Raw genomic sequence first — 18,729 nt, forward strand, 5'->3', positions numbered from 1 at the left:
GCGACGTCGCCGAGAACCGCGAAGTCGGCGACGTCACCACGCTCGCCGACTCCTCCGTCATGGACCTCATCTCCAAGGGCCTCAGCACGACGTCCTGACCCCGCCACACACGGGTGGCCGAGCGGAAAACCCGCCCGGCCACCCGTTCTCACGTCGTCGGCACCTCAGACCGCCACTCGGCTGGGGGCTCCCAGGAGCCGTTCGAAGAACGCCGCGAGCTCGTCGGTGCCCTCCAGCGGCAGGACTTGGGCGACGTAGTGGTCGGGCCGGACGACGACGAGGGCTCCGTTTCGGTTGATGCCTCGGGCTTCGAAGATGTCGTCGGCCGGGTCTGCGGCGTAGACCTTCTCGTAGTCGACGCACTGGTAAGGGCCGACCTTCGGCAGGAACGCGCGCGGAACCGATCCGAGGTCGAACTCGGCGTGGTCCTGCTGGTAGATCACCTTCACGTCGAACCAGGCGTCCACGTCGAGACCTTCCGGCGTGTGGGCCACCACGGGCGACTGCGGCGAGGTAGTGATCCACTCGGCGAATTCGGTTGTCCTCGAAGGGCTTCCGGGGACGGGACGGTCGGCGAAGACGTAGATCCGCCAGCGCCCGTCGGCGCGGTGGTGGTGACCGAGGTGCACCGGGTTCGCGTCGCAGACCCGGGTGACCGGGTGGGACTTGAAGCGCTTGCCGATCGGGAACCCGGCCGCCCGGTCCTGGTGCGCGGTCTCGCCGGTGATCAGCGACGGCTCGTACTGCGTCATCAGACCGGCCGGGAACTCGGCGGTCTTGACGTAGAAGTCCGCCAGGGCCGTCGGGTCACCCAGCTCCTCGGGCTTGGCGGCCATCATGCTCGACCACTCGCGGTCGAAGTCGATCAGGTTCTGCGCGATGACCTGCCGCTCGGCCGAATAGGTGTCCAGCAGCGATTCCGGGGCGCGGCCGTCGAGGACGTGCCCCAGCTTCCAGGCGATGTTCCAGCCGTCCTGGATGGACACGTTCATGCCCTGGCCGGCCTTGGCGCTGTGGGTGTGGCAGGCGTCGCCGGTGATGAACACCCGCGGCGTGCGGGTGCCCACGAGCTCGGCCGGGACGTCGTCGAACTTGTGGGCCAGCCGGTGCCCGACCTCGTAGACGCTGCGCCAGCCCACGTGCTTCACCGTCAGCGTGTAGGGGTGCAGGATGCGGTTGGCGCGGGCCTCCACCTCCTCCTGGGTGGTCTGGCGGACCTTGCCGTGGTCGTCGGCGGAGACCTCGCCCAGGTCGACGTACATCCGGAACAGGTGGTTGCCCTCGCGCGGGATGTGCAGGATGCTGCCACCGTCGTGGGACTGGATGGCGCACTTGGTGCGGATGTCGGGGAAGTCGGTCTCGGCCAGCACGTCCATCACGCCCCAGGCGTGATTGGCCTGGTCTCCGACGAGCTCGCGGCCGATCGCCTCGCGCACCCTGCTGCGCGCACCGTCGCAGCCGATCACGTACTTGGCGCGCACCGTGCGCTGCTCGCCCTCGCCCTCCCCCGCGCTGCGCCGCAGCGTGACGGTGACCGGGCGCTCCCCCTCCTCGGCGACGTCGAGGGTGACGAACTCCCAGCCGTAGTCCGGTTCCAGGCGCGCGGGCGCGTTGCGGGCGGCCTCGGCGAAGTAGTCCAACACCCGGGCCTGGTTGACGATCAAGTGCGGGAACTCGCTGATCCCCGTCGGGTCGTCGGGGGCGCGGGAGGTCCGGACGATGTTCTCCGGGTGCTCGGGATCGGGCGCCCAGAAGCACATCTCGGTGATCCGGTAGGCCTCCTCGATGATCCGGTTGGCGAACCCGAACGCCTGGAAGGTCTCCACGCTGCGCGCCTGGATGCCGTCGGCCTGCCCGATCTCCAGCCGCCCGGCGCGGCGCTCGACCACGCGCGTGACGATGTGCGGGAACTGGGCGAGCTGCGCGGCGGCGATCATCCCCGCGGGACCGCTGCCCACGATGAGCACGTCGACCTCGTCGGGGAGTTCCGACGGGCGATCGATGCCGGTGCCGGAGGCCTGCTGCACGCGGGGATCACCGGAGACGTAGCCGTGGTGGTGGAACTGCACGATCTCTCCTCACTTCATCGTGAGCCTTGCCGCGGACGGTTTTAGCCATGATTGACCGGACGAAACGGACTTCGATCATGGACAGTCGTGGCTAAAACCGTCACCTCAGAGCGACGATCCCAACTTGAATCCCTGCTCCTCGTCGCCCTTGCGGGTGTAGGAGAAGCCGTCGGCGCCGACGGTGACCGCCATCTCGCTGCTGTCGGTGCGCTCGTGCAGCGGCTGCGGGTTCCCGTCGAGGTCGAGGACGGGTGAGGCTTCGGTGTACCAGGAGGGAACGACCGGGTTGCCCCACCAGTCGCGGCGCTGGTTGTCGTGGACGTCCCAGGTCACCGTGGGGTTGTCGGGGTCGCCGGTGTAGTAGTCCTGGGTGTAGATCTCGATGCGGTGCCCGTCGGGGTCGCGGATGTAGAGGTAGAAGGCGTTGGACACGCCGTGCCTGCCGGGGCCGCGCTCGATGACGTCGGAGAGGCGCAGGGCGCCGAGCTTGTCGCAGATGGACAGGACGTTGTGCTTCTCGTGGGTGGCGAAGGCGATGTGGTGCAGGCGGGGTCCGTCACCGCCGGTCAGGGCGGTGTCGTGCACGGTGTCCTTGCGCCGCAGCCACGCCGCGTAGGTGGTTCCCTCGTCGTCCTTGATGTCCTCGGTGACGCGGAAACCCAAGTCCTCCAGGTACTCCCGGCCCTTCGGCACGTCCGGGGTGACCTGGTTGAAGTGGTCCAGTCGCACCAGCGCACCCGGTGTGTGCAGGTCGTAGCGCCACGCCAGGCGCTCGACGTGGGCGACCTCGTAGAAGAACTCGTACGGGAAGCCGAGCGGATCGGTCACCCGGACGGAATCCCCGATGCCCTTGACGAAGCCCTCCTTCCGGCGTTCGGTGCGGCAGCCGCGCGCGGCGAACCACTCCTCGGCCCGGTCCACGTCCTCGGGCGTGCGCACCCGGTAGGCGAAGGCCGCCGCGGCGGCGACCGGCCCCTTGCGCAGCACCAGGTTGTGGTGGATGAACTCCTCCAGCGTGCGGAGGTAGATCGCCTCGTCGTCCTCGGCGGTGACGGTCAGGCCGAGCACGTCGACGTAGAACGCCCGCGCCCTGGCCAGGTCGGTGACGACCAGGTCGAGGTAGGCGCAGCGCACGATGTCCGGAGGAGTCAGCGCTGGAGATTCCGAGACAGTCATCGTTGAACAGTCCTTCGCATGCGTGGCGCGTCAGGCGCCGAACTTGGGGGTATGCACGGGGGCGAGCGAGATGTGCATGGCCTGCTGGTCGGAGTAGAAGTCCAGCGACCGGTACCCGCCCTCGTGCCCCAGTCCGGAGGCCTTGACACCGCCGAAGGGGGTGCGCAGGTCGCGGACGTTGTGCGAGTTGAGCCAGACCATCCCGGCGTCGATGCGCTGCCCGACGTTGTGGGCGCGCTCCAGGTTCGAGGTCCACACGTAGGCCGCCAGCCCGTACTTGGTGTTGTTGGCCAGTGCGAGTGCTTCCTCGTCGGTGTCGAACGGGGTGATGGCCACGACCGGCCCGAAGATCTCCTCCTGGAAGATCCGCGCGGTGGGCGGCACGTCGACGAACACCGTCGGCTCGACGTAGTTCCCGGCCTCCAGCCCCGCCGGGCGGCCACCGCCTGCGGCGAGTGTCGCCTCGGTCTTGCCGATCTCGATGTACTCGGTGACCTTCGCGTAGTGCTCCGGGTGCACCAGGGCACCGACCTCGGTGGCCGGGTCGTGCGGGTCGCCGACCTTGACGTTCTTGGCGCGTTCGACGTAGCGGCGCACGAACTCGTCGTAGATCGGCCGCTCCACCAGGATTCGGCTCCCGGCGGTGCAGCGCTCGCCGTTGAGCGAGAACACGCCGAACACCGTCGAGTCGATCGCCGCGTCGAGGTCGGCGTCGGCGAACACCACGGCCGGGCTCTTGCCGCCGAGCTCCATCGACAGGCCCTTGAGCGTCGGAGCGGCGTTGGCGAAGATCAGGCTGCCGGTGGCGGATTCGCCGGTGAACGAGATCAGCCGCACGTCGCGGTGCTTGACCAGCGCGTCCCCGGCTTCCTCGCCGATGCCGTGGACGATGTTGAACACCCCGTCGGGAACCCCGGCCTCGCGGAAGATCTCGGGCCACAGCCCCGCCGAGAGCGGTGTGAACTCGGCGGGCTTGAGCACCACCGTGCACCCGGAGGCCAAGGCGGGGGCCAGTTTCCAGCTCTCCAGCATGAACGGCGTGTTCCACGGCGTGATCAACCCGGCGACGCCCTTGGGCTTGCGGTTGACGTAGTTGACCTGCTTGCCCGGCACCTTGTAGGTGTCGTCGGCCTGCGCCACGATCAGGTCGGCGAAGAACCGGAAGTTCTCCGCGGCCCGCTTCGCCTGCCCCAGCGCCTGGGTGATCGGCAGGCCGGTGTCGAACGTCTCCAGCTCGGCGAGCCGCTCGTTGCGGGTCTCGACGATGTCGGCGATGCGGTTGAGGATCCGCGCCCGCTCGCGCGGCAGCATCCCCGGCCACGGTCCCTCGTCGAAGGCCTGCTTGGCGACCGCGACCGCCCGGTCGATGTCGGCCTGCTTGCCTGCCGAGGCCTCCAGGTAGTTCTGGTTGGACACCGGGTCCAGGACCTCGAAGGTGTCGCCGTCGAGGCTGTCGACGAACTCGCCGCCGATGAAGTGCTGGATGCGCTTGGGCAGGTTCTCCGGAACGTGCTGCATGGTTCAGTTCCCTCCGGCGATGGTGTCGGTGTCCTCGACCGGCGACAGGTAGTCGGCGCCTTCGGCGAGCAGCGCGCGGATCTTGTCCTTGCCCGCGTCGGTCGGCGTGATCAGCGGCGAGCGCACGTGCCCGGAGCGGATCAGGCCGCGCTCGGACAGCACCCACTTGACCGGGGCCGGGTTGGTCTCCACGAAGATCAGGTCCACCAGCGGGTGCACGCCGTAGTGGATGTCCAGGGCCTCGTCCATGCGCCCGGCGTGGAATGCGTCGTACATCTTCTTCGTAGCCGCGGGCGCGATGTTGGCGGTGGCGCTGACGAACCCGGTGCCGCCGAGCGCCAGCAGCGGCAGGCACAGCAGCTCGATGCCCGACCACACCAGCAGGTCGCGTCCGGCGGCCTTGATCACCCGGGAGAAGTGCTCGAAGTCCTTCGTGGTCTCCTTGATTCCGACGAAGTTCGGCACATCGCGGTGCAGCCGGGCCACCGTCTCCGGCGCGATCTCCACCGCGGTCCGGCTCGGCACGTTGTAGGCGATGATCGGCAGCTCCGGGTACTCCTCGGCCACCGTCTTGTACCAGACGTAGAGCGCTTCCTGGGTCGGCCGCGCGTAGTACGGCGTGATGATCAGCGCCGCGTCCACGCCCGCGTCGTAGGCCGCGCCGGTGAGCTCGATGGTCTCGTCGAGCTTGGCCGATCCGGTCCCGGGCACCACCGGTGCGCGACCGTCGACGGTCTTGAGGACGGTGCGGATCGCGTCGGCGCGCTCGTCGATGGTCTGCGCGCTGGGCTCGCCGGTGGAACCACCGATGGACACCCCGTCGGAACCCTGCTTGAGCTGCCAGTTCACCAGGTTCGCCAGCGACTCGTGGTCCACCGCTCCGTCCGCGGTGAACGGCGTGATCACCGGAGCGATCGACCCGGTCAGCTCCTCCGGTCGCGTACGCCAGTTCGTCATCGTGTTCCTTCCTGAGCTCGCTCGGCGTCGTAGCGGCGACGCCACTCGCCGGTCAGCGGGTAGAGCCCGTCCACGGCCGCGCCTTCGGCGACGCGGGCGGCGATCCACTCCTCCTCGGCCTCCTGCTCGATCGCGGCGTCGAGCACGTCACCGAGCAGCGCGGGCGGGATGACCAGCACCCCGTCGTCGTCGCCGACGATGACGTCGCCGGGCTGCACGGTGGCCCCGCCGCAGGCCACGGTGATGTCGTTGTCCCAGGGCACGTGCTTGCGGCCGAGCACCGCCGGGTGCGGGCCGTTGGAGAACGTCGGGATCTCCAGCTCCGCGACCGCGGTGTGGTCGCGCACGCCCCCGTCGGTGACGATGCCGGTCGCGCCCCGCACCTGCGCGCGCAGCGCGAGGATGTCACCGACGGTGCCGCTGCCGCGCTCCCCGCGCGCCTCGACGACCAGCACGTCGCCCGGCCCGAGGGAGTCGAAGGTGCGCTTCTGCGCGTTGTACCCGCCGCCGTGGCTGCGGAACAGGTCCTCGCGAGCGGGCACGAACCGCAGCGTGCGGGCCCGGCCGATGAGCTTGCTCCCGGGCTTGTTGGTGCGCACGCCGTCGATGGACAGCTGGTCGTAGCCGCGCTTGCGCAGCTGCGCCGACAGCGTCGCCACCGCCACCTTCTCCAGCTTCGCCCGCATCCCGTCGGTGAGCTCGAACAGCGGCTCCAGCCCGGCGGCCTCGCGGCTCCCCCACGCCTCGGCGCGCTGGTGGTCGTCGACGGCCGGCTGCGCGCTGAACTCCGGCAGCGGCTCGGCGCCCTCGACGACGGTGGTGCGCAGGCGGCCGGTGCTGCGCCCGCTGGCGGGCTCGTCCACCTCGACCTCGACGACGTCATCCGGCCCGACCACCGAGGAGCCCGCCGGGGTGCCGGTGAGCACGACGTCGCCGGGTTCGAGGGTGATCAGCTGGGAGAGGTCGGAGACCAGCTCGGCGAACGGGAACACCACGGTGCCCGAGGTGTCGTCCTGGACCTGCTCGCCGTTGACCCAGGTCCGGACCCGCAACCCCGCCGGGTCGATCTCCGCGGCCGGGAGCAGCTCGGGCCCCAGCGGGGTGAACCCGTCGCCGCCCTTGGAGCGCAGGTTGGAACCCTTGTCGGCGGCCCGCAGGTCGTAGACGCCGAGGTCGTTGGCGGCGGTGACGGCCGAGACGTGCGACCAGGCGTCCTCCCGGGACACCCGGCGCGCGGTCGCGCCGATGACCAGCGCGATCTCGCCTTCGAAGGCCAGCAGCTCGGCGCCCGGCGGGCGCTCCACGCTGCCCCCGTCGGCGGCCAGCGACGTGACGGGCTTGAGGAAGTACGACGGTCTGGCGAGCGCGCGCCCGCGCTGGGCGATGCGGGACGGGTAGTTGAGGTGCAGTGCGATGACCTTGCCCGGCCGCCCGACGAGCGGGTGGTGTGCGAGGCCGTCAGCCGGAGAACGAACGGCATCGGTCGTCATGACGCCGAATCGTATATGATGACGTATGCGATCACAATGGGACGCCGACCGCGCTTCACCGGACCTGATCACCCGTCCGGCACAATGAGGCGTCACGTCACCGAAACGGGGAGCCATGACCAGCGACGCACCGGCCGCCACCAGCAAGTCCCAGCAGGCTTACGAGTGGCTCCGCGACCGGATCGTCTCGCACCGGTTCACCCCCGGCTACCGGCTCGTGCTCAGCCAGCTCGCCACCGAGCTCGGCGTCAGCACGGTCCCGGTCCGCGAGGCCATCCGCAGGCTGGAGGCCGAGGGGCTGGTCACCTACGAGAAGAACGTCGGCGCGCAGGTCGCCCTGGTCGACGAGGGCGAGTACGTGACCACGATGCAGACCCTCGCCGTGGTCGAGGGCGCCGCGACCGGCTTCTCCGCTCCCCTGCTCACCGCCGCCGAGCTCGCCAAGGCGCGCGCGATCAACGACCGCATGCGCGACACCCTGGAGCACTTCGACCCGCGCCGGTTCACCGAGCTCAACGAGGAGTTCCACTCGGCGCTGTTCCTGCACTGCCCGAACGACCACCTCATCGACCTGGTGCACCGCGGCTGGAGCCGCCTGCGGATGCTCCGCAACTCCACCTTCAGCTTCGTCCCCGGCCGCGCGGTGCAATCCGTCGCCGAGCACGACGCCCTGGTCGACCTCATCGAGTCCGGCGCGGACCCCCTCGACATCGAACTGGCGGCCCGCCGCCACCGCACGGCCACCCTGGACGCCCTGCTGGAGTTCCAGCACTCCCAGGGCTGAACTACCGCAGCGACTCCAGGTACGCGGCGACCGTGCGCTGCTGCACCTCCCGGGTCGCGGAGGCCTCGTCGAGCAGCGCCAGGGCCTGCAGACCGTTGAGCATGGCCAGCAGCTGCTCCGCCACGAGCTCGTCGGACATCGCGGTCCCGATCGCCCCCTCGTCCCGGGCCTCGGCCAGGAAACCGATGATCTGGCCGCGCCACAACGCCATCGAGTCGGTGTAGAGCCGGCGCAGGTCGGCGTCGGCCAGAGCCCGCTGCCAGAACGGCAGCACCACGCGGGCTTCCAGGTCGGTCAGGTCGGCGACCGGCATGATCTCCTCGCAGAAGATCCACAGCGCGTCCATCCCGGTCTCGCCGCGCAAGCGCTCGCGGACGCGCTCGTTGGTCGCGTCGAACACGTAGCTGAAAGCCGTTCGCACGATGGAGTTCTTGTCCGGGAAGTAGTGCTTGAGCGCGCCGTTGGCCATCCCGATGGACTCGGCGATCGCGCGCATCGTGGTCGCCTCGATGCCGCGTTCGGCGATCAGCCGCCAGGTCGCGTCCGCGATGCGGGCGCGACGGTCCTCGTGGTCGACGCGTTTCGGCACGATTGCTCCCGGGTAAGAATCCGCCCCACTCTACCGATCGAGTTCGCTCCGCCCCTTGTGCGCGCTGGTGTCATCCCTCACCCTTTCGTCTACGAGTGTAGAAAAAAGGGAGTCAAGGATGCCCACCCGTTCCCCCCATCCGCTCGACCGGCTCTCCGCGGACGAGATCACCCGCGCGAGAAACCTCCTCGACGACAACGGTTTCCTGGCCGAGACCACCCGCGTGGTCTACCTGGGACTGGAGGAACCCCCGAAGCACGCCCTCCACGGCGCCGACCGCCGGGTGCGCGCCCTGCTGCACGATCCGAAGTCCGGCGACCGGGACCTCGTCCTGTCGCTGTCGTCGGGTTCGGTGCTGCGCGACACGGCGCTGGATCCGGCCTCGGACGGCCAACTTCCGGTTCTGGACGAGGAGTTCGGGCTGGTCGAGGAGATCCTCGCCGCCGACGAGCGCTGGCTGCAGGCGCTGGCCGCGCGCGATCTCGACGTCGGTCAGGTCCGCGTCGCACCCCTGTCGGCGGGCGTGTTCGACTACCCCGAGGAGACCGGCCGGCGCATCCTGCGCGGTCTGGCGTTCCTGCAGCAGCACCCGGCCGATCACGCCTGGGCGCATCCGATCGACGGGCTGGTCGGCTACGTCGACGTCGACGAGCGCGCGGTCACCCGCGTCCTCGACCTCGGTCCGGTGCCGATCCCGCAGGAGTCGGGCAACTTCGACGACCCGGCCGTGACCGGTCCGCTGCGGACCTCGCAGCGGCCGATCGAGATCGTCCAGCCCGAGGGCCCCGGCTTCAGCCTCGACGGCGACCGGCTCGAATGGGAGAACTGGTCGCTGCGCATCGGTTTCGACGCGCGCGAGGGCCTCGTGCTGCACCAGATCGCGTTCCGCGACGGCGACCGCGAGCGCCCGATCATCCACCGCGCGTCGATCTCGGAGATGGTCGTGCCCTACGCCGACCCCTCACCGGTGCGGTCCTGGCAGAACTACTTCGACACCGGCGAGTACATGATCGGCCGGTACGCCAACGCCCTGGAGCTGGGCTGCGACTGCCTCGGCGACATCACCTACCTCGACGCCGTCGTCGCCGACGAGTTCGGCCACCCGCGCGTGCTGAACAACGCGATCTGCATGCACGAAGAGGACTTCGGGGTGCTGTGGAAGCACACCGACCTGTGGGCGGGATCGTCGGAGACGCGCAGGCAGCGGCGGATGGTGATCTCGTTCTTCACCACCATCGGCAACTACGACTACGGCTTCTACTGGTACCTCTACCTCGACGGCACCATCGAGTGCGAGGTCAAGGCAACCGGCGTCGTCTTCACCTCCGCCTACCCCGGCCCCGGCAACGACACGACCAACCCGTACGCCTCGCAGCTGGCTCCCGGTCTCGGCGCCCCGTTCCACCAGCACCTGTTCTCGGCGCGGCTGGACATGATGGTCGACGGGCACGGCAACTCCGTCGAGGAGATCGACGTGCAGCGGGTGCCCACCGGCCCGGACAACCCGCGCGGCAACGCCTTCACCCACACCCGGACCCCGCTGCGCAGCGAGTCGCAGGCCCAGCGGCTGGCCGACAACCGGGCGGGCCGGGTCTGGCACATCACCAACCCGTCCGCCCGCAACCGGCTCGGCGACCCGGTGGCCTACGCGCTGCTGCCCGAGGGCAACCCCGAGCTGCTCGCCGACGACGGCTCGTCGATCCAGCGACGCGCCACCTTCGCCACGCGGCACCTGTGGGTCACCCGCTACGACCCGGATCAGCGTTACGCCGCAGGCGATTTCGTGAACCAGCACCCTGGCGGCGCGGGCCTTCCGGCGTTCGCGGCCGAGGATCGCGACCTCGACGATCAGGACGTCGTCGTGTGGCACACCTTCGGGCTCACGCACTTCCCGCGTCCGGAGGACTGGCCGATCATGCCGGTCGACCGCACCGGTTTCCAGCTCAAGCCCGTCGGCTTCTTCGACCGCAACCCCGCCCTGGACGTGCCGCCGAACCGCTCCGCCGAGACGACCGGAGGGTGCTGCCATGAGTGAGAGAACCAGCGGCCTGCGCGGATCGATCGGCGTCGCGGGCATCGTGCTCATGGTGGTGGCGGCCGCCGCGCCGCTGACCTCCATCGGAGGGGCGCTGCCGGTGATGCTGTCGATCAGCAACGGTCCCGGTGTCCCGCTGGCCTACGCGGTCGTGGCGGTCGTGCTGGTCGTCTTCAGCGTCGGCTACGCGGCCATGAGCCGCCACGTCGTCGACGCCGGCGCGTTCTACGCCTACGTCACCCGAGGTCTCGGCCGGGTTCCCGGGCTCGGCGCGGCAGGGCTGGCGCTGCTGACCTACACGGCGATCCAGGCCGCGATCTACGGTCTCGCCTCCTCCACCCTGCAGGAGCTCATCACCCGCTGCGGCGGGCCGGGCGTGCCGTGGTGGGCGCTGGCCGGGGTGCTGCTGGTCGTCGTCGCCGCGCTGGGGTACCGCAACATCGAGATCGGGGCGAAGGTCCTCGGTGCGATGCTGGTGCTGGAGATCGGCGTCGTCGCGGTGTTATCGGTCGCGATCCTGCTGCAGGGCGGACCCCAGGGCTATTCGACGACGTCGTTCTCCCCCGCCACGTTCTTCCACGGCGCGCCGGGCGTGGCGGTGACGTTCGCCGTGGCCTCGTTCATCGGTTTCGAGGCCACCGCCATCTACGGCGAGGAGACCCGCGACCCCAAGCGCACCATCCCCCTCGCGACCTACGCCGCGGTGCTGCTCATCGGCGGGTTCTACACCTTCTCCAGCTGGACGATCGTCGTCGCCCACGGCCCGGGCCGCGTCGAGGCCGCGGCCACCGCCAACACCTCGGGCCTCGTCTTCGACACCGCGAGCGACCGCCTCGGCCCGGTCTTCGCCGACACCGTCACCGTCCTGCTGCTGACCAGCCTGTTCGCGGCGCTGCTGGCGTTCCACAACGCGATCGCCCGCTACCTGTTCGCGTTGGGCCGCAACGGCATCGCGCCCGCCGCGCTCGGCACCACCCACGAGCGCCACGAGTCCCCGCACGTCGCCTCGCTGGCCCAGACCGGCACCGCCGTCGTCGTCCTCGCGATCTTCGCGCTCGCCGGGGCCGACCCGGTCCTCAACCTCTTCACCTGGATGTCCGGTCTGGCCACGGTCAGCATCCTCACCCTCATCCTGCTCACCGGCCTGGCGATCCTCGTCTTCTTCGCCCGCGCGGACGTCGACACCCGCTGGTGGAACACCCGAATCGCCCCCGCACTCGGCCTCCTCGGAGTCCTCGCCCTCACGATCCTGGTCCTGACCAACTTCACCACCCTCATCAGCGGCTCGGCGACCGTCGCCACCACCCTCCTTGCCACCATCCCCGCGGCCTTCGCCCTCGGAGCGGCCACCACCCTCACCACCAAACCCCACCCCACGACCTCCCCGACGCCCTAGTCCCGTGGTGGCTGAGGCGCCTCCGCGAGGACGTCCCCCACCCACCAACACCGAACCACCGTGCAACACCCCAACAACGCGCTCCCACACCCCACGTCGAAAACCGGGGTTGTCGCGCGACGAAAACCGCGGTTTTCGACCGGTCGAGACCTGCGGTCGTCGCGCCCAGCGGTCCTAACTGCCTCCGCTGACGGATTACGGCCGTAATCGGGCAACGGAAAACTGCCGTAATCGGGTGACGGAATACGGCAGTAATCCTGGTGTCAGGTGTACTGGACGGGGAGGTCTTTGATTCCGTTGAGCCAGCCCGAGCGGAGGCGACGGGGTTCTCCCGCGCGGCGGAGGTCGGGGGCCATGTCGGCCACGGCGTCGAAGATCTGTCGGACTTCCATGCGGGCGAGGTTGGCGCCGATGCAGTAGTGGGCGCCGTGGCCGCCGAAGGCCAGGTGCGGGTTGGGGTCTCGGGTGATGTCGAAGGTGAACGGGTCGGTGAAGACCTCGTCGTCGTGGTTGGCGCTGGCGTAGAACAGGCCCACGCGCTCGCCGCGCTTGATCTCCACGCCGCCCACCTCGACGTCCTCCAGCGCGGTGCGCTGGAAGGAGGTGACCGGGCTGGCCCAGCGGATCACCTCGTCCATCATCGTGGCCGGGCGCTCCCGCTTCCACAGCTCCCACTGGTCGGGGTGCTCGAAGAAGGCGTTCATGCCGTGCGAGGTGGCGTTGCGGGTGGTCTCGTTGCCCGCGACGGCCAGGGCGATGACGAAGAAGCCGAACTCGTCGTCGGTGAGCCCGCGCCCGTCGACGTCGGCGTTGACGAGCTTGGTGACGATGTCGTCGCGCGGGTTCTCGCGCCGCTCGGCGGCCAGACCCATCGAGTACATCAGCACTTCGGCGGCCGCGGCCTCCGGATCGTTGTCCTCGCGGGCCAGATCGGGGTCCTCGGCGCCGGTCATCTGGTTGGTCCAGTCGAAGATCTTGCGCCGGTCCTCTGCGGGGACGCCGAGCATGTCACCGATGACCTCCAGCGGGAACTGCGAGGCGATCTGGTCGACGAAGTTGCCGCCACCGGTCTCGACGGCGTCGCGGACGATCCGGCGCGCCCGCTCCTCCAGCGCCTCCTCCAGAGCTCCGATGGCGCGCGGGGTGAAGCCCCGGCTGATGATCTTGCGGAGCTGGGTGTGCTCGGGCGCGTCCTGGTTGATGATGACGACCTTGGACGGCTCGACCGACTCGCGGGTGGCGGTCTCCGGGTTCCGGATGATCACGGCGTTCTCGTGACTGCTGAACACCTTGCTGTTGCGGGAGACCGCGGCGACGTCGGCGTGCTTGGTCAGGGCCCAGTAGCCGGTGCCGGACTCCTCCGACATGCCGGCGCGCGCCTCCGGGGTCTGCTCGACCCAGCAGATCGGGGCGGTGCTGCGCAGGGCGGCGAACTCCTCGTGCGGGATTCCGGCGAGGTTGAGGTCGGGGTCGGTGAAGTCGAAACCTGGGGGCAGCGGATTCGCCATACCCCGGGACCATACACATTTCGAGAAGTGTATGGAATGGGATACTGCAGGCATGCGCGCGCACGGATGGGCCGGTTCCCCACCGGCCGACGCCTCGGAGGCGCGTTCCCGGATCCTGGCCGCGACCCGGGAGCGCCTGGCCGAGGCGGGCACGACCAGCACCGCCGAGATCGCCGAGCGGGTCGGCATCACCCGCCAGACCGTGTACCGCTACTTCCCCACCACCGAAGGACTGCTCAACGCGGCGGCGAACCAGGCCGTCGCCGACCTGACGACCGACCTGGTCGAGCACGTCCGCGCCCACCTGGCCGCCACCGGCGGTGATGCCGGGGACGCCGCGGTCGAGGTCGTCGCCTACGTCTTCGAGCACCTGCGCGACGACCCGGCGCTCAACCGCCTGCTGGCGCCGGGACGCATGAGCGGCACGGTCGCGAACCTGACCTCGTCGGCGTCGATCGAGATCGGCCGCGACCTCATCACCGGTTTCGGCATCGACTGGGACTCGCTGGGTTGGGACGAAGACCAACGCCGCGAGCTCGTCGAACACCTCCTGCGCACGCTGCAATCCCTGGTCCTCGACCCCGGCGACCCACCGCGCGCAGGGCCGGAACTCCGCGCCTACCTGCAACGCTGGCTCGCCCCGGCCCTGCGCTGACCTCGCTCAGAGGTTGGCCAGGACCGCCTCGACGATCTGGTCGGTCGTGGCGGTGCCGCCGACGTCGGGGGTGAGCAGGCCCGCGGCCGTGGTGGATTCGATGGCCTTGCGCACTCGGGTGGCCTCGTCGTTCAGGCCGAAGTGCTCCAGCATGAGTGCCGCGCTGCCGATCGCGCCGATCGGGTTGGCCAGGCCCTGACCCGCGATGTCGGGGGCCGAGCCGTGGACCGGCTCGAACATCGACGGGAAGCGGCGGTCCGGGTTGAGGTTCGCGCTCGCGGCGAGTCCGAGGCTCCCGGCCAAGGCCGAGCCGAGGTCGGACAGGATGTCGGCGTTGAGGTTCGAGGCCACCACCACCGACAGGTCTTCGGGGTGCAGCACGAACTTCGCCGACATGGCGTCGACCAGCACGCTCTCGGTCTCCACGTCCGGGTAATCGGCGGCCACCCGCTCGAAGACCTCGTCCCACAGCACCATCCCGTACTGCTGGGCGTTGCTCTTGGTCACCGACGAGACCTTCTTGCGGTCGCGCTGCCGGGCGAGGTCGAAGGCGAAGCGCATGATGCGCTCGCAGCCCTTCTCGGTGAACAGCGCCGTCTGCAGCGCCACCTCGTTGCCGGGCCCGCGACCGGCGAGGTTGCGACCGCCCAGACCCGCGTACTCGCCTTCGCTGTTCTCGCGGACCACGACCCAGTCCAGCGGGGTGTCGTCGGCCTTGCGCAGCGGCGAGGTGATGCCCGGGTGGAAGTGCACGGGACGCACGTTGGCCCACTGGTCGAAGTTCTGGCAGATCCGCAGCCGCAACCCCCACAGGCTGATGTGATCCGGCACCGACGGCCAGCCGACGGCCCCGAAGTACAGGGCGTCGAAGTCCTGCAGCGTCTCCAGCCCGTCCTCGTCCATCATGCGGCCGGTCTTCTCGTAGTAGCCGCAGCCCCAGGGGAATTCGGTCCACTCGAAGGCGAACCGCCCTCCCGAGCCCGCTGCCAGCGCGTCCAGGACGGCCCGTCCCGCGGCCACGACCTCGGTGCCCACGCCGTCGGCGGGGATGGCGGCGATGGAGAAGGTGCGCTGCTCGGACATCAGGTCACTCCCTGCGGCGGTCGGTTGCTCTTCCCCCTGAGTGAAGACCGGCGGGACGCCCCGCGTCCAACACGCGCTGCCGATTCGGTTGATAGGCGTGAGCTATGTGTCCAGGTGGTCGAGCGGGGTGTAGGAGCGGGCGACGGTCAGGAACGCCCGCGCGGCCGGGGTGAGCGGCGCCGATCGGCTGACCAGCGCGACGTGCAGCCGGGAGGGCGAGTCGACGCGCACGGCTCGGGCACCGGCCCGCCGCGCCAGCGGAACCCAGGCCGAGGGCAGCACCGCCAGCCCGACCCCCTGCAGGACCAGCGGCAGGATCGAGGTGCGGTGGGCGACCTCGGCGACGATCTCGGCACCCGAGGTCACCATCTCGTCGACGATCCGGCGCATCTGACTGCCCGGCGGCGAGGCGATCAGCCGGGCACCGCCCAACGCCGTCACCGGCACCGGGTCGTCGTCCGGCAGTTCGGCGCCGACCAGCACGAAGTCCTGCGATTCCAGCGGAAGCACGTCCACCCCGGGGGCCCGCAGATCACCCGGAACGCCGACCAGTCCGAGCTCGCAGACGCCTTCGCGGACCTTCTGCAGCACCTCGTCCGGGGTGAACGCGGCGTCGGCACCGACCATGATCCCGGGGTGTTCGCGGGTGAACAGCCTGGTCAGCGTGCCGAGCGGTTCGATGCCGGGCGAGGGCATCGTCACCAGTTCGACGTGGCCGCGCTGCACGCCCTTGAGCGAGTCCATCGTGGCCTTGGCGGTGCGCAGGTCGCGCAGGACCTGGCGGGCCGGACCGATCAACTCCTTGCCGGCGTCGCTGAGCACCGCGCCGCGCCCGATCCGGTGGAACAGCCGCACGCCGAGCTCGCGCTCCAGCCCTGCCACCGCCTGGGACAGCGAGGGCTGGGCGATGTGCAGCTTCGCGGCGGCGCGGCCGAAGCCGTCGTTGTCGACGATCGCCAGGAAGTACTCCAGCTGTCGCGCGTCCACGCACCCCACCCCTCGTCGATCTTCCCAGGTCAACCGGGATTCATTCATCGAACCTATCAGTCAGGTAGCGAGTCCCTGTTGGACGGCGCCGCGCGAACCGGGTCACTGTCGGTGCCCGGCAGCGTGCCGCTGGAGATGATCGACGTGCAGGAGACTTGCAATGACGCAAACCGCACAGCGCCCGGTTCCCGACAGCGGGAGGCCGAAGGCCAAGCCCTGGTACCGGCAGCTCTACGTGCAGGTGCTCGTCGCGATCGTCATCGGGATCCTCGTCGGGTGGCGCTGGCCGGATGTCGGTGAGGCGATGGAGCCGATCGGCACGACGTTCATCGACGCGATGAAGATGCTGATCGGGCCGATCGTGTTCCTCACCATCATCGGGGGCATCGCGAGCGTCGCCGACCTGAAGAAGGTCGGCATGACCGGGCTCAAGGCGCTGACCTACTTCCAGGTGGGCACGATCATCGCGATGGTCATCGGCCTGGTCGCGATCAACCTCGTCCGGCTCGGCGAGGGGGTCAACGCCGATCCGTCGACGATCCAGACCAGCGGGAAAGCCCAGGAGTACATCGAATCCGGTGAGTCGCAGCACTGGTGGGAGTTCCTGACGAACCTGGTTCCGGACAGCTTCTTCGGCGCCTTCGTCGAGGGCGACATCCTGCAGATCATCTTCCTGGCGGTGCTGTTCGGGATCGCGATCAAGGCGGTCGGCCCGATCGGGGAACCGGTGGTGGCCGGGGTCAAGCGGTTCACCGAGATCGTGTTCAAGGTGCTGAGCTTCGTCATGAAAGCCGCCCCGCTGGGCGCGTTCGGCGCGATGGCCTACGCCATCGGCAAGTTCGGACTGTCCACTCTGACCAGTCTCGGCTCGCTCATCGCCCTGTTCTACGTCACCTCGATCCTGTTCGTGGTGGTCGTGCTCGGCGGGTTCCTCGCGCTCTACGTGCGGCTCAACATCTTCCAGCTCTTCCGCTACCTCAAGGACGAGTTCTTCCTGGTGCTGGGCACCTCCACCGCCGAGCCCGCGCTGCCGGGGCTGATGCGCAAGATGACGTTCCTCGGCGCCGACCGCACCACCGTCGGCCTGGTCGTGCCGACCGGGTACAGCTTCAACCTCGACGGCGCGGCGATCTACCTGTCGCTGGCCACGCTCTACATCGCCCAGGCCACGAACACGCCGCTGAGCATCACCCAGCAGCTCGGGCTGCTCGCGGTCATGCTGCTGACCTCCAAGGGCGCCGCCGGGGTGGCGGGCGGCGGGTTCATCGCGCTGACCGCGACGCTGTCGACCGTGGGGACGGTGCCGGCGGCCGGGATCATGCTGATCTTCGGCATCGACAAGTTCATGTCCGAGTGCCGCGCCCTGGTCAACTTCTACGGCAACGCCGTGGCCACCCTCGCCATCGCCAAGTGGGACCGCAACCTCGACCTCGACCGCGCCAGGCAGGTCCTGGCCGATCCCGGCTCGGCCGAGCGGTCGGCGGCGATGCCGGACGACTCCGCCGAGCCGACCGCCCCGGCTCACGGCAAGCGGTGACCCGCGGCCTGGACGAGCCCGTACCACTCGGATCGGGTCAGGCGGACGTCCGATCCGGCAGCGGCGTCGGTGACGCGCTGCGGAGTGGTCGTGCCCAGCACGACCTGCATCGCGGCCGGGTGGCGGGTGATCCAGGCCGTGGCGATGGCCATCGGCGTGACCCCGTACTTCGCCGCGAGCTTGTCCAGCATCGTGTTGAGCTCCGGGAGGTCGGGGTCGCCGAGGAACACCCCGCCCTGCCCGCCGCCCCTCTGGAACGGCGACCAGGCCTGCAGGGTGATCCGGTTGATGCGCGCGTGCTCGACGAGTCCGCCGCCGTCGCGGGTGACCGCGTCGTCGTCGGCCGTGTTGGCGACCAGGCCCTGGGTGACGATCGCCGAGTGCGTCACCGACAGCTGCACCTGGTTGGTCACGATGGGCTGCCGCACCGCGGTCTTGAGCAGGTCGATCTGGCGCGGCGTGTGGTTGGAGACGCCGAAACTGCGCACCTTGCCGGAGGATTCGAGCTCGTCGAAGGCCCGGGCGACCTCCTCGGGCTCGATCAGCGCGTCGGGCCGGTGCAGGAGCAGCACGTCGATGCGGTCGGTGCCCAGTGCGCGCAACGAGTCCTCCACCGAGGACACGATGTGCTCGTACGAGGAGTCGTAGTGCCACTCCTCGCCGTCGACGATGCCGGTCTTGGTCTGCAGCGTGATCTCGTCGCGATCCGCGCCGGTCAGCTGCAGGGCCTCGCTGAAGCGGCGTTCGCAGAAGTGCGTGCCACCGCCCGGGTGCCGGAACCCGTAGAGGTCCGCGTGGTCGAAGAAGTCGATGCCGGCGTCGCGGGCGGTGGTGTAGAGCTCGCGGATCTGCTCATCGGTCTTGTCGGCGATGCGCATCATCCCGGCGACGACGTTCGGGACCTGGGCACCGGTGGTGCCGAGCGGAACCGTTCGCATGGATCTC

General features: G+C 69.7%; 15 protein-coding genes. 5 read left to right on the forward strand and 10 right to left on the reverse strand.

Translation table 11 applies throughout. From position 1 onward, the window contains the following. Positions 1-164: 164 nt before the first annotated feature. The 5 genes from QFW96_RS29170 to QFW96_RS29190 all read right to left on the reverse strand — a co-directional run bounded on the left by QFW96_RS29170 (position 165) and on the right by QFW96_RS29190 (position 7,210). Positions 165-2,069, reverse strand: coding sequence for an FAD-binding monooxygenase (locus QFW96_RS29170; RefSeq protein ID WP_281458964.1), 1,905 nt, complete (start codon positions 2,067-2,069; stop codon positions 165-167). A 105-nt stretch (positions 2,070-2,174) separates the two neighbouring features. After that, positions 2,175-3,245: a 3,4-dihydroxyphenylacetate 2,3-dioxygenase gene (gene hpaD / locus QFW96_RS29175; RefSeq protein WP_281458965.1), complete on the reverse strand. Its 1,071-nt coding sequence runs from the start codon at positions 3,243-3,245 to the stop codon at positions 2,175-2,177. Between the two features lie 30 nt (positions 3,246-3,275). Then, positions 3,276-4,763 carry a 5-carboxymethyl-2-hydroxymuconate semialdehyde dehydrogenase gene (gene hpaE, locus QFW96_RS29180; RefSeq protein WP_281458966.1) on the reverse strand — a complete coding sequence of 496 codons (1,488 nt, stop codon included), beginning with the start codon at positions 4,761-4,763 and terminating at the stop codon, positions 3,276-3,278. 3 nt (positions 4,764-4,766) lie between these two features. Beyond that, positions 4,767-5,720, reverse strand: coding sequence for a 4-hydroxy-tetrahydrodipicolinate synthase (gene dapA, locus QFW96_RS29185; RefSeq protein WP_281458967.1), 954 nt, complete (start codon positions 5,718-5,720; stop codon positions 4,767-4,769). Further along, the gene (locus QFW96_RS29190) at positions 5,717-7,210 is read right to left on the reverse strand and encodes a fumarylacetoacetate hydrolase family protein (RefSeq protein ID WP_281458968.1); all 1,494 of its coding nucleotides are present in this window, start codon (positions 7,208-7,210) and stop codon (positions 5,717-5,719) included. The genes dapA and QFW96_RS29190 overlap by 4 nt, the downstream gene beginning before the upstream one ends. A 115-nt stretch (positions 7,211-7,325) precedes the next feature. On the opposite strand from QFW96_RS29190, the gene QFW96_RS29195 reads away from it, so the two are divergent. Continuing rightward, entirely contained in the window at positions 7,326-7,994 is a 669-nt protein-coding gene (locus tag QFW96_RS29195; protein WP_281458969.1) for a GntR family transcriptional regulator, read from the forward strand. 1 nt (position 7,995) lies between these two features. Here QFW96_RS29195 and QFW96_RS29200 read toward each other — a convergent pair whose 3' ends face one another. Further along, complete coding sequence (locus QFW96_RS29200) at positions 7,996-8,583, reverse strand: TetR/AcrR family transcriptional regulator (RefSeq protein ID WP_281458970.1); 588 nt, start codon at positions 8,581-8,583, stop codon at positions 7,996-7,998. Positions 8,584-8,701: 118 nt separating this feature from the next. On the opposite strand from QFW96_RS29200, the gene QFW96_RS29205 reads away from it, so the two are divergent. Together QFW96_RS29205 and QFW96_RS29210 are read left to right on the forward strand one after the other, a co-directional pair. Beyond that, positions 8,702-10,618: a primary-amine oxidase gene (locus tag QFW96_RS29205; protein WP_281458971.1), complete on the forward strand. Its 1,917-nt coding sequence runs from the start codon at positions 8,702-8,704 to the stop codon at positions 10,616-10,618. Continuing rightward, positions 10,611-12,014 (forward strand): APC family permease, encoded by a 1,404-nt coding sequence (locus tag QFW96_RS29210; protein ID WP_281458972.1) that lies wholly within the window; start codon positions 10,611-10,613, stop codon positions 12,012-12,014. Before QFW96_RS29205 ends, QFW96_RS29210 begins: the two co-directional genes overlap by 8 nt. 263 nt (positions 12,015-12,277) lie before the next feature. Here the strand turns inward: QFW96_RS29210 and QFW96_RS29215 are convergent, their stop codons facing one another. Continuing rightward, positions 12,278-13,522: a cytochrome P450 gene (locus QFW96_RS29215; protein ID WP_281458973.1), complete on the reverse strand. Its 1,245-nt coding sequence runs from the start codon at positions 13,520-13,522 to the stop codon at positions 12,278-12,280. A 52-nt stretch (positions 13,523-13,574) separates the two neighbouring features. Here QFW96_RS29215 and QFW96_RS29220 point away from each other — a divergent pair, with 52 nt between their 5' ends. Further along, complete coding sequence (locus tag QFW96_RS29220; protein ID WP_281458974.1) at positions 13,575-14,177, forward strand: TetR/AcrR family transcriptional regulator; 603 nt, start codon at positions 13,575-13,577, stop codon at positions 14,175-14,177. A 6-nt stretch (positions 14,178-14,183) separates the two neighbouring features. Here QFW96_RS29220 and QFW96_RS29225 read toward each other — a convergent pair whose 3' ends face one another. Continuing rightward, positions 14,184-15,260 (reverse strand): tartrate dehydrogenase, encoded by a 1,077-nt coding sequence (locus QFW96_RS29225; protein ID WP_281458975.1) that lies wholly within the window; start codon positions 15,258-15,260, stop codon positions 14,184-14,186. Between the two features lie 102 nt (positions 15,261-15,362). Then, positions 15,363-16,247: a LysR family transcriptional regulator gene (locus QFW96_RS29230; protein WP_281458976.1), complete on the reverse strand. Its 885-nt coding sequence runs from the start codon at positions 16,245-16,247 to the stop codon at positions 15,363-15,365. Between the two features lie 160 nt (positions 16,248-16,407). Between QFW96_RS29230 and dctA the strand changes: the two genes are divergently transcribed. Then, positions 16,408-17,784: a C4-dicarboxylate transporter DctA gene (gene dctA / locus QFW96_RS29235; RefSeq protein ID WP_281458977.1), complete on the forward strand. Its 1,377-nt coding sequence runs from the start codon at positions 16,408-16,410 to the stop codon at positions 17,782-17,784. Here the strand turns inward: dctA and QFW96_RS29240 are convergent. Beyond that, positions 17,769-18,722 (reverse strand): aldo/keto reductase, encoded by a 954-nt coding sequence (locus QFW96_RS29240; RefSeq protein ID WP_281458978.1) that lies wholly within the window; start codon positions 18,720-18,722, stop codon positions 17,769-17,771. The genes dctA and QFW96_RS29240 overlap by 16 nt on opposite strands. Positions 18,723-18,729 lie beyond the last annotated feature (7 nt).

The organism is Saccharopolyspora ipomoeae (assembly GCF_029952525.1).
Lineage (GTDB): Bacteria > Actinomycetota > Actinomycetes > Mycobacteriales > Pseudonocardiaceae > Saccharopolyspora > Saccharopolyspora ipomoeae.

What these genes read in the sequence shown, in the direction of transcription:
- hpaD (WP_281458965.1), bottom strand. Translation starts at nt 3,245, where the DNA reads ATGACTGTCTCGGAATCTCCAGCGCTGACTCCTCCGGACATCGTGCGC.
- hpaE (WP_281458966.1), bottom strand. Translation starts at nt 4,763, where the DNA reads ATGCAGCACGTTCCGGAGAACCTGCCCAAGCGCATCCAGCACTTCATC.
- dapA (WP_281458967.1), bottom strand. Translation starts at nt 5,720, where the DNA reads ATGACGAACTGGCGTACGCGACCGGAGGAGCTGACCGGGTCGATCGCT.
- QFW96_RS29190 (WP_281458968.1), bottom strand. Translation starts at nt 7,210, where the DNA reads ATGACGACCGATGCCGTTCGTTCTCCGGCTGACGGCCTCGCACACCAC.
- QFW96_RS29195 (WP_281458969.1), top strand. Translation starts at nt 7,326, where the DNA reads ATGACCAGCGACGCACCGGCCGCCACCAGCAAGTCCCAGCAGGCTTAC.
- QFW96_RS29205 (WP_281458971.1), top strand. Translation starts at nt 8,702, where the DNA reads ATGCCCACCCGTTCCCCCCATCCGCTCGACCGGCTCTCCGCGGACGAG.
- QFW96_RS29210 (WP_281458972.1), top strand. Translation starts at nt 10,611, where the DNA reads ATGAGTGAGAGAACCAGCGGCCTGCGCGGATCGATCGGCGTCGCGGGC.
- QFW96_RS29215 (WP_281458973.1), bottom strand. Translation starts at nt 13,522, where the DNA reads ATGGCGAATCCGCTGCCCCCAGGTTTCGACTTCACCGACCCCGACCTC.
- QFW96_RS29220 (WP_281458974.1), top strand. Translation starts at nt 13,575, where the DNA reads ATGCGCGCGCACGGATGGGCCGGTTCCCCACCGGCCGACGCCTCGGAG.
- QFW96_RS29225 (WP_281458975.1), bottom strand. Translation starts at nt 15,260, where the DNA reads ATGTCCGAGCAGCGCACCTTCTCCATCGCCGCCATCCCCGCCGACGGC.
- dctA (WP_281458977.1), top strand. Translation starts at nt 16,408, where the DNA reads ATGACGCAAACCGCACAGCGCCCGGTTCCCGACAGCGGGAGGCCGAAG.
- QFW96_RS29240 (WP_281458978.1), bottom strand. Translation starts at nt 18,722, where the DNA reads ATGCGAACGGTTCCGCTCGGCACCACCGGTGCCCAGGTCCCGAACGTC.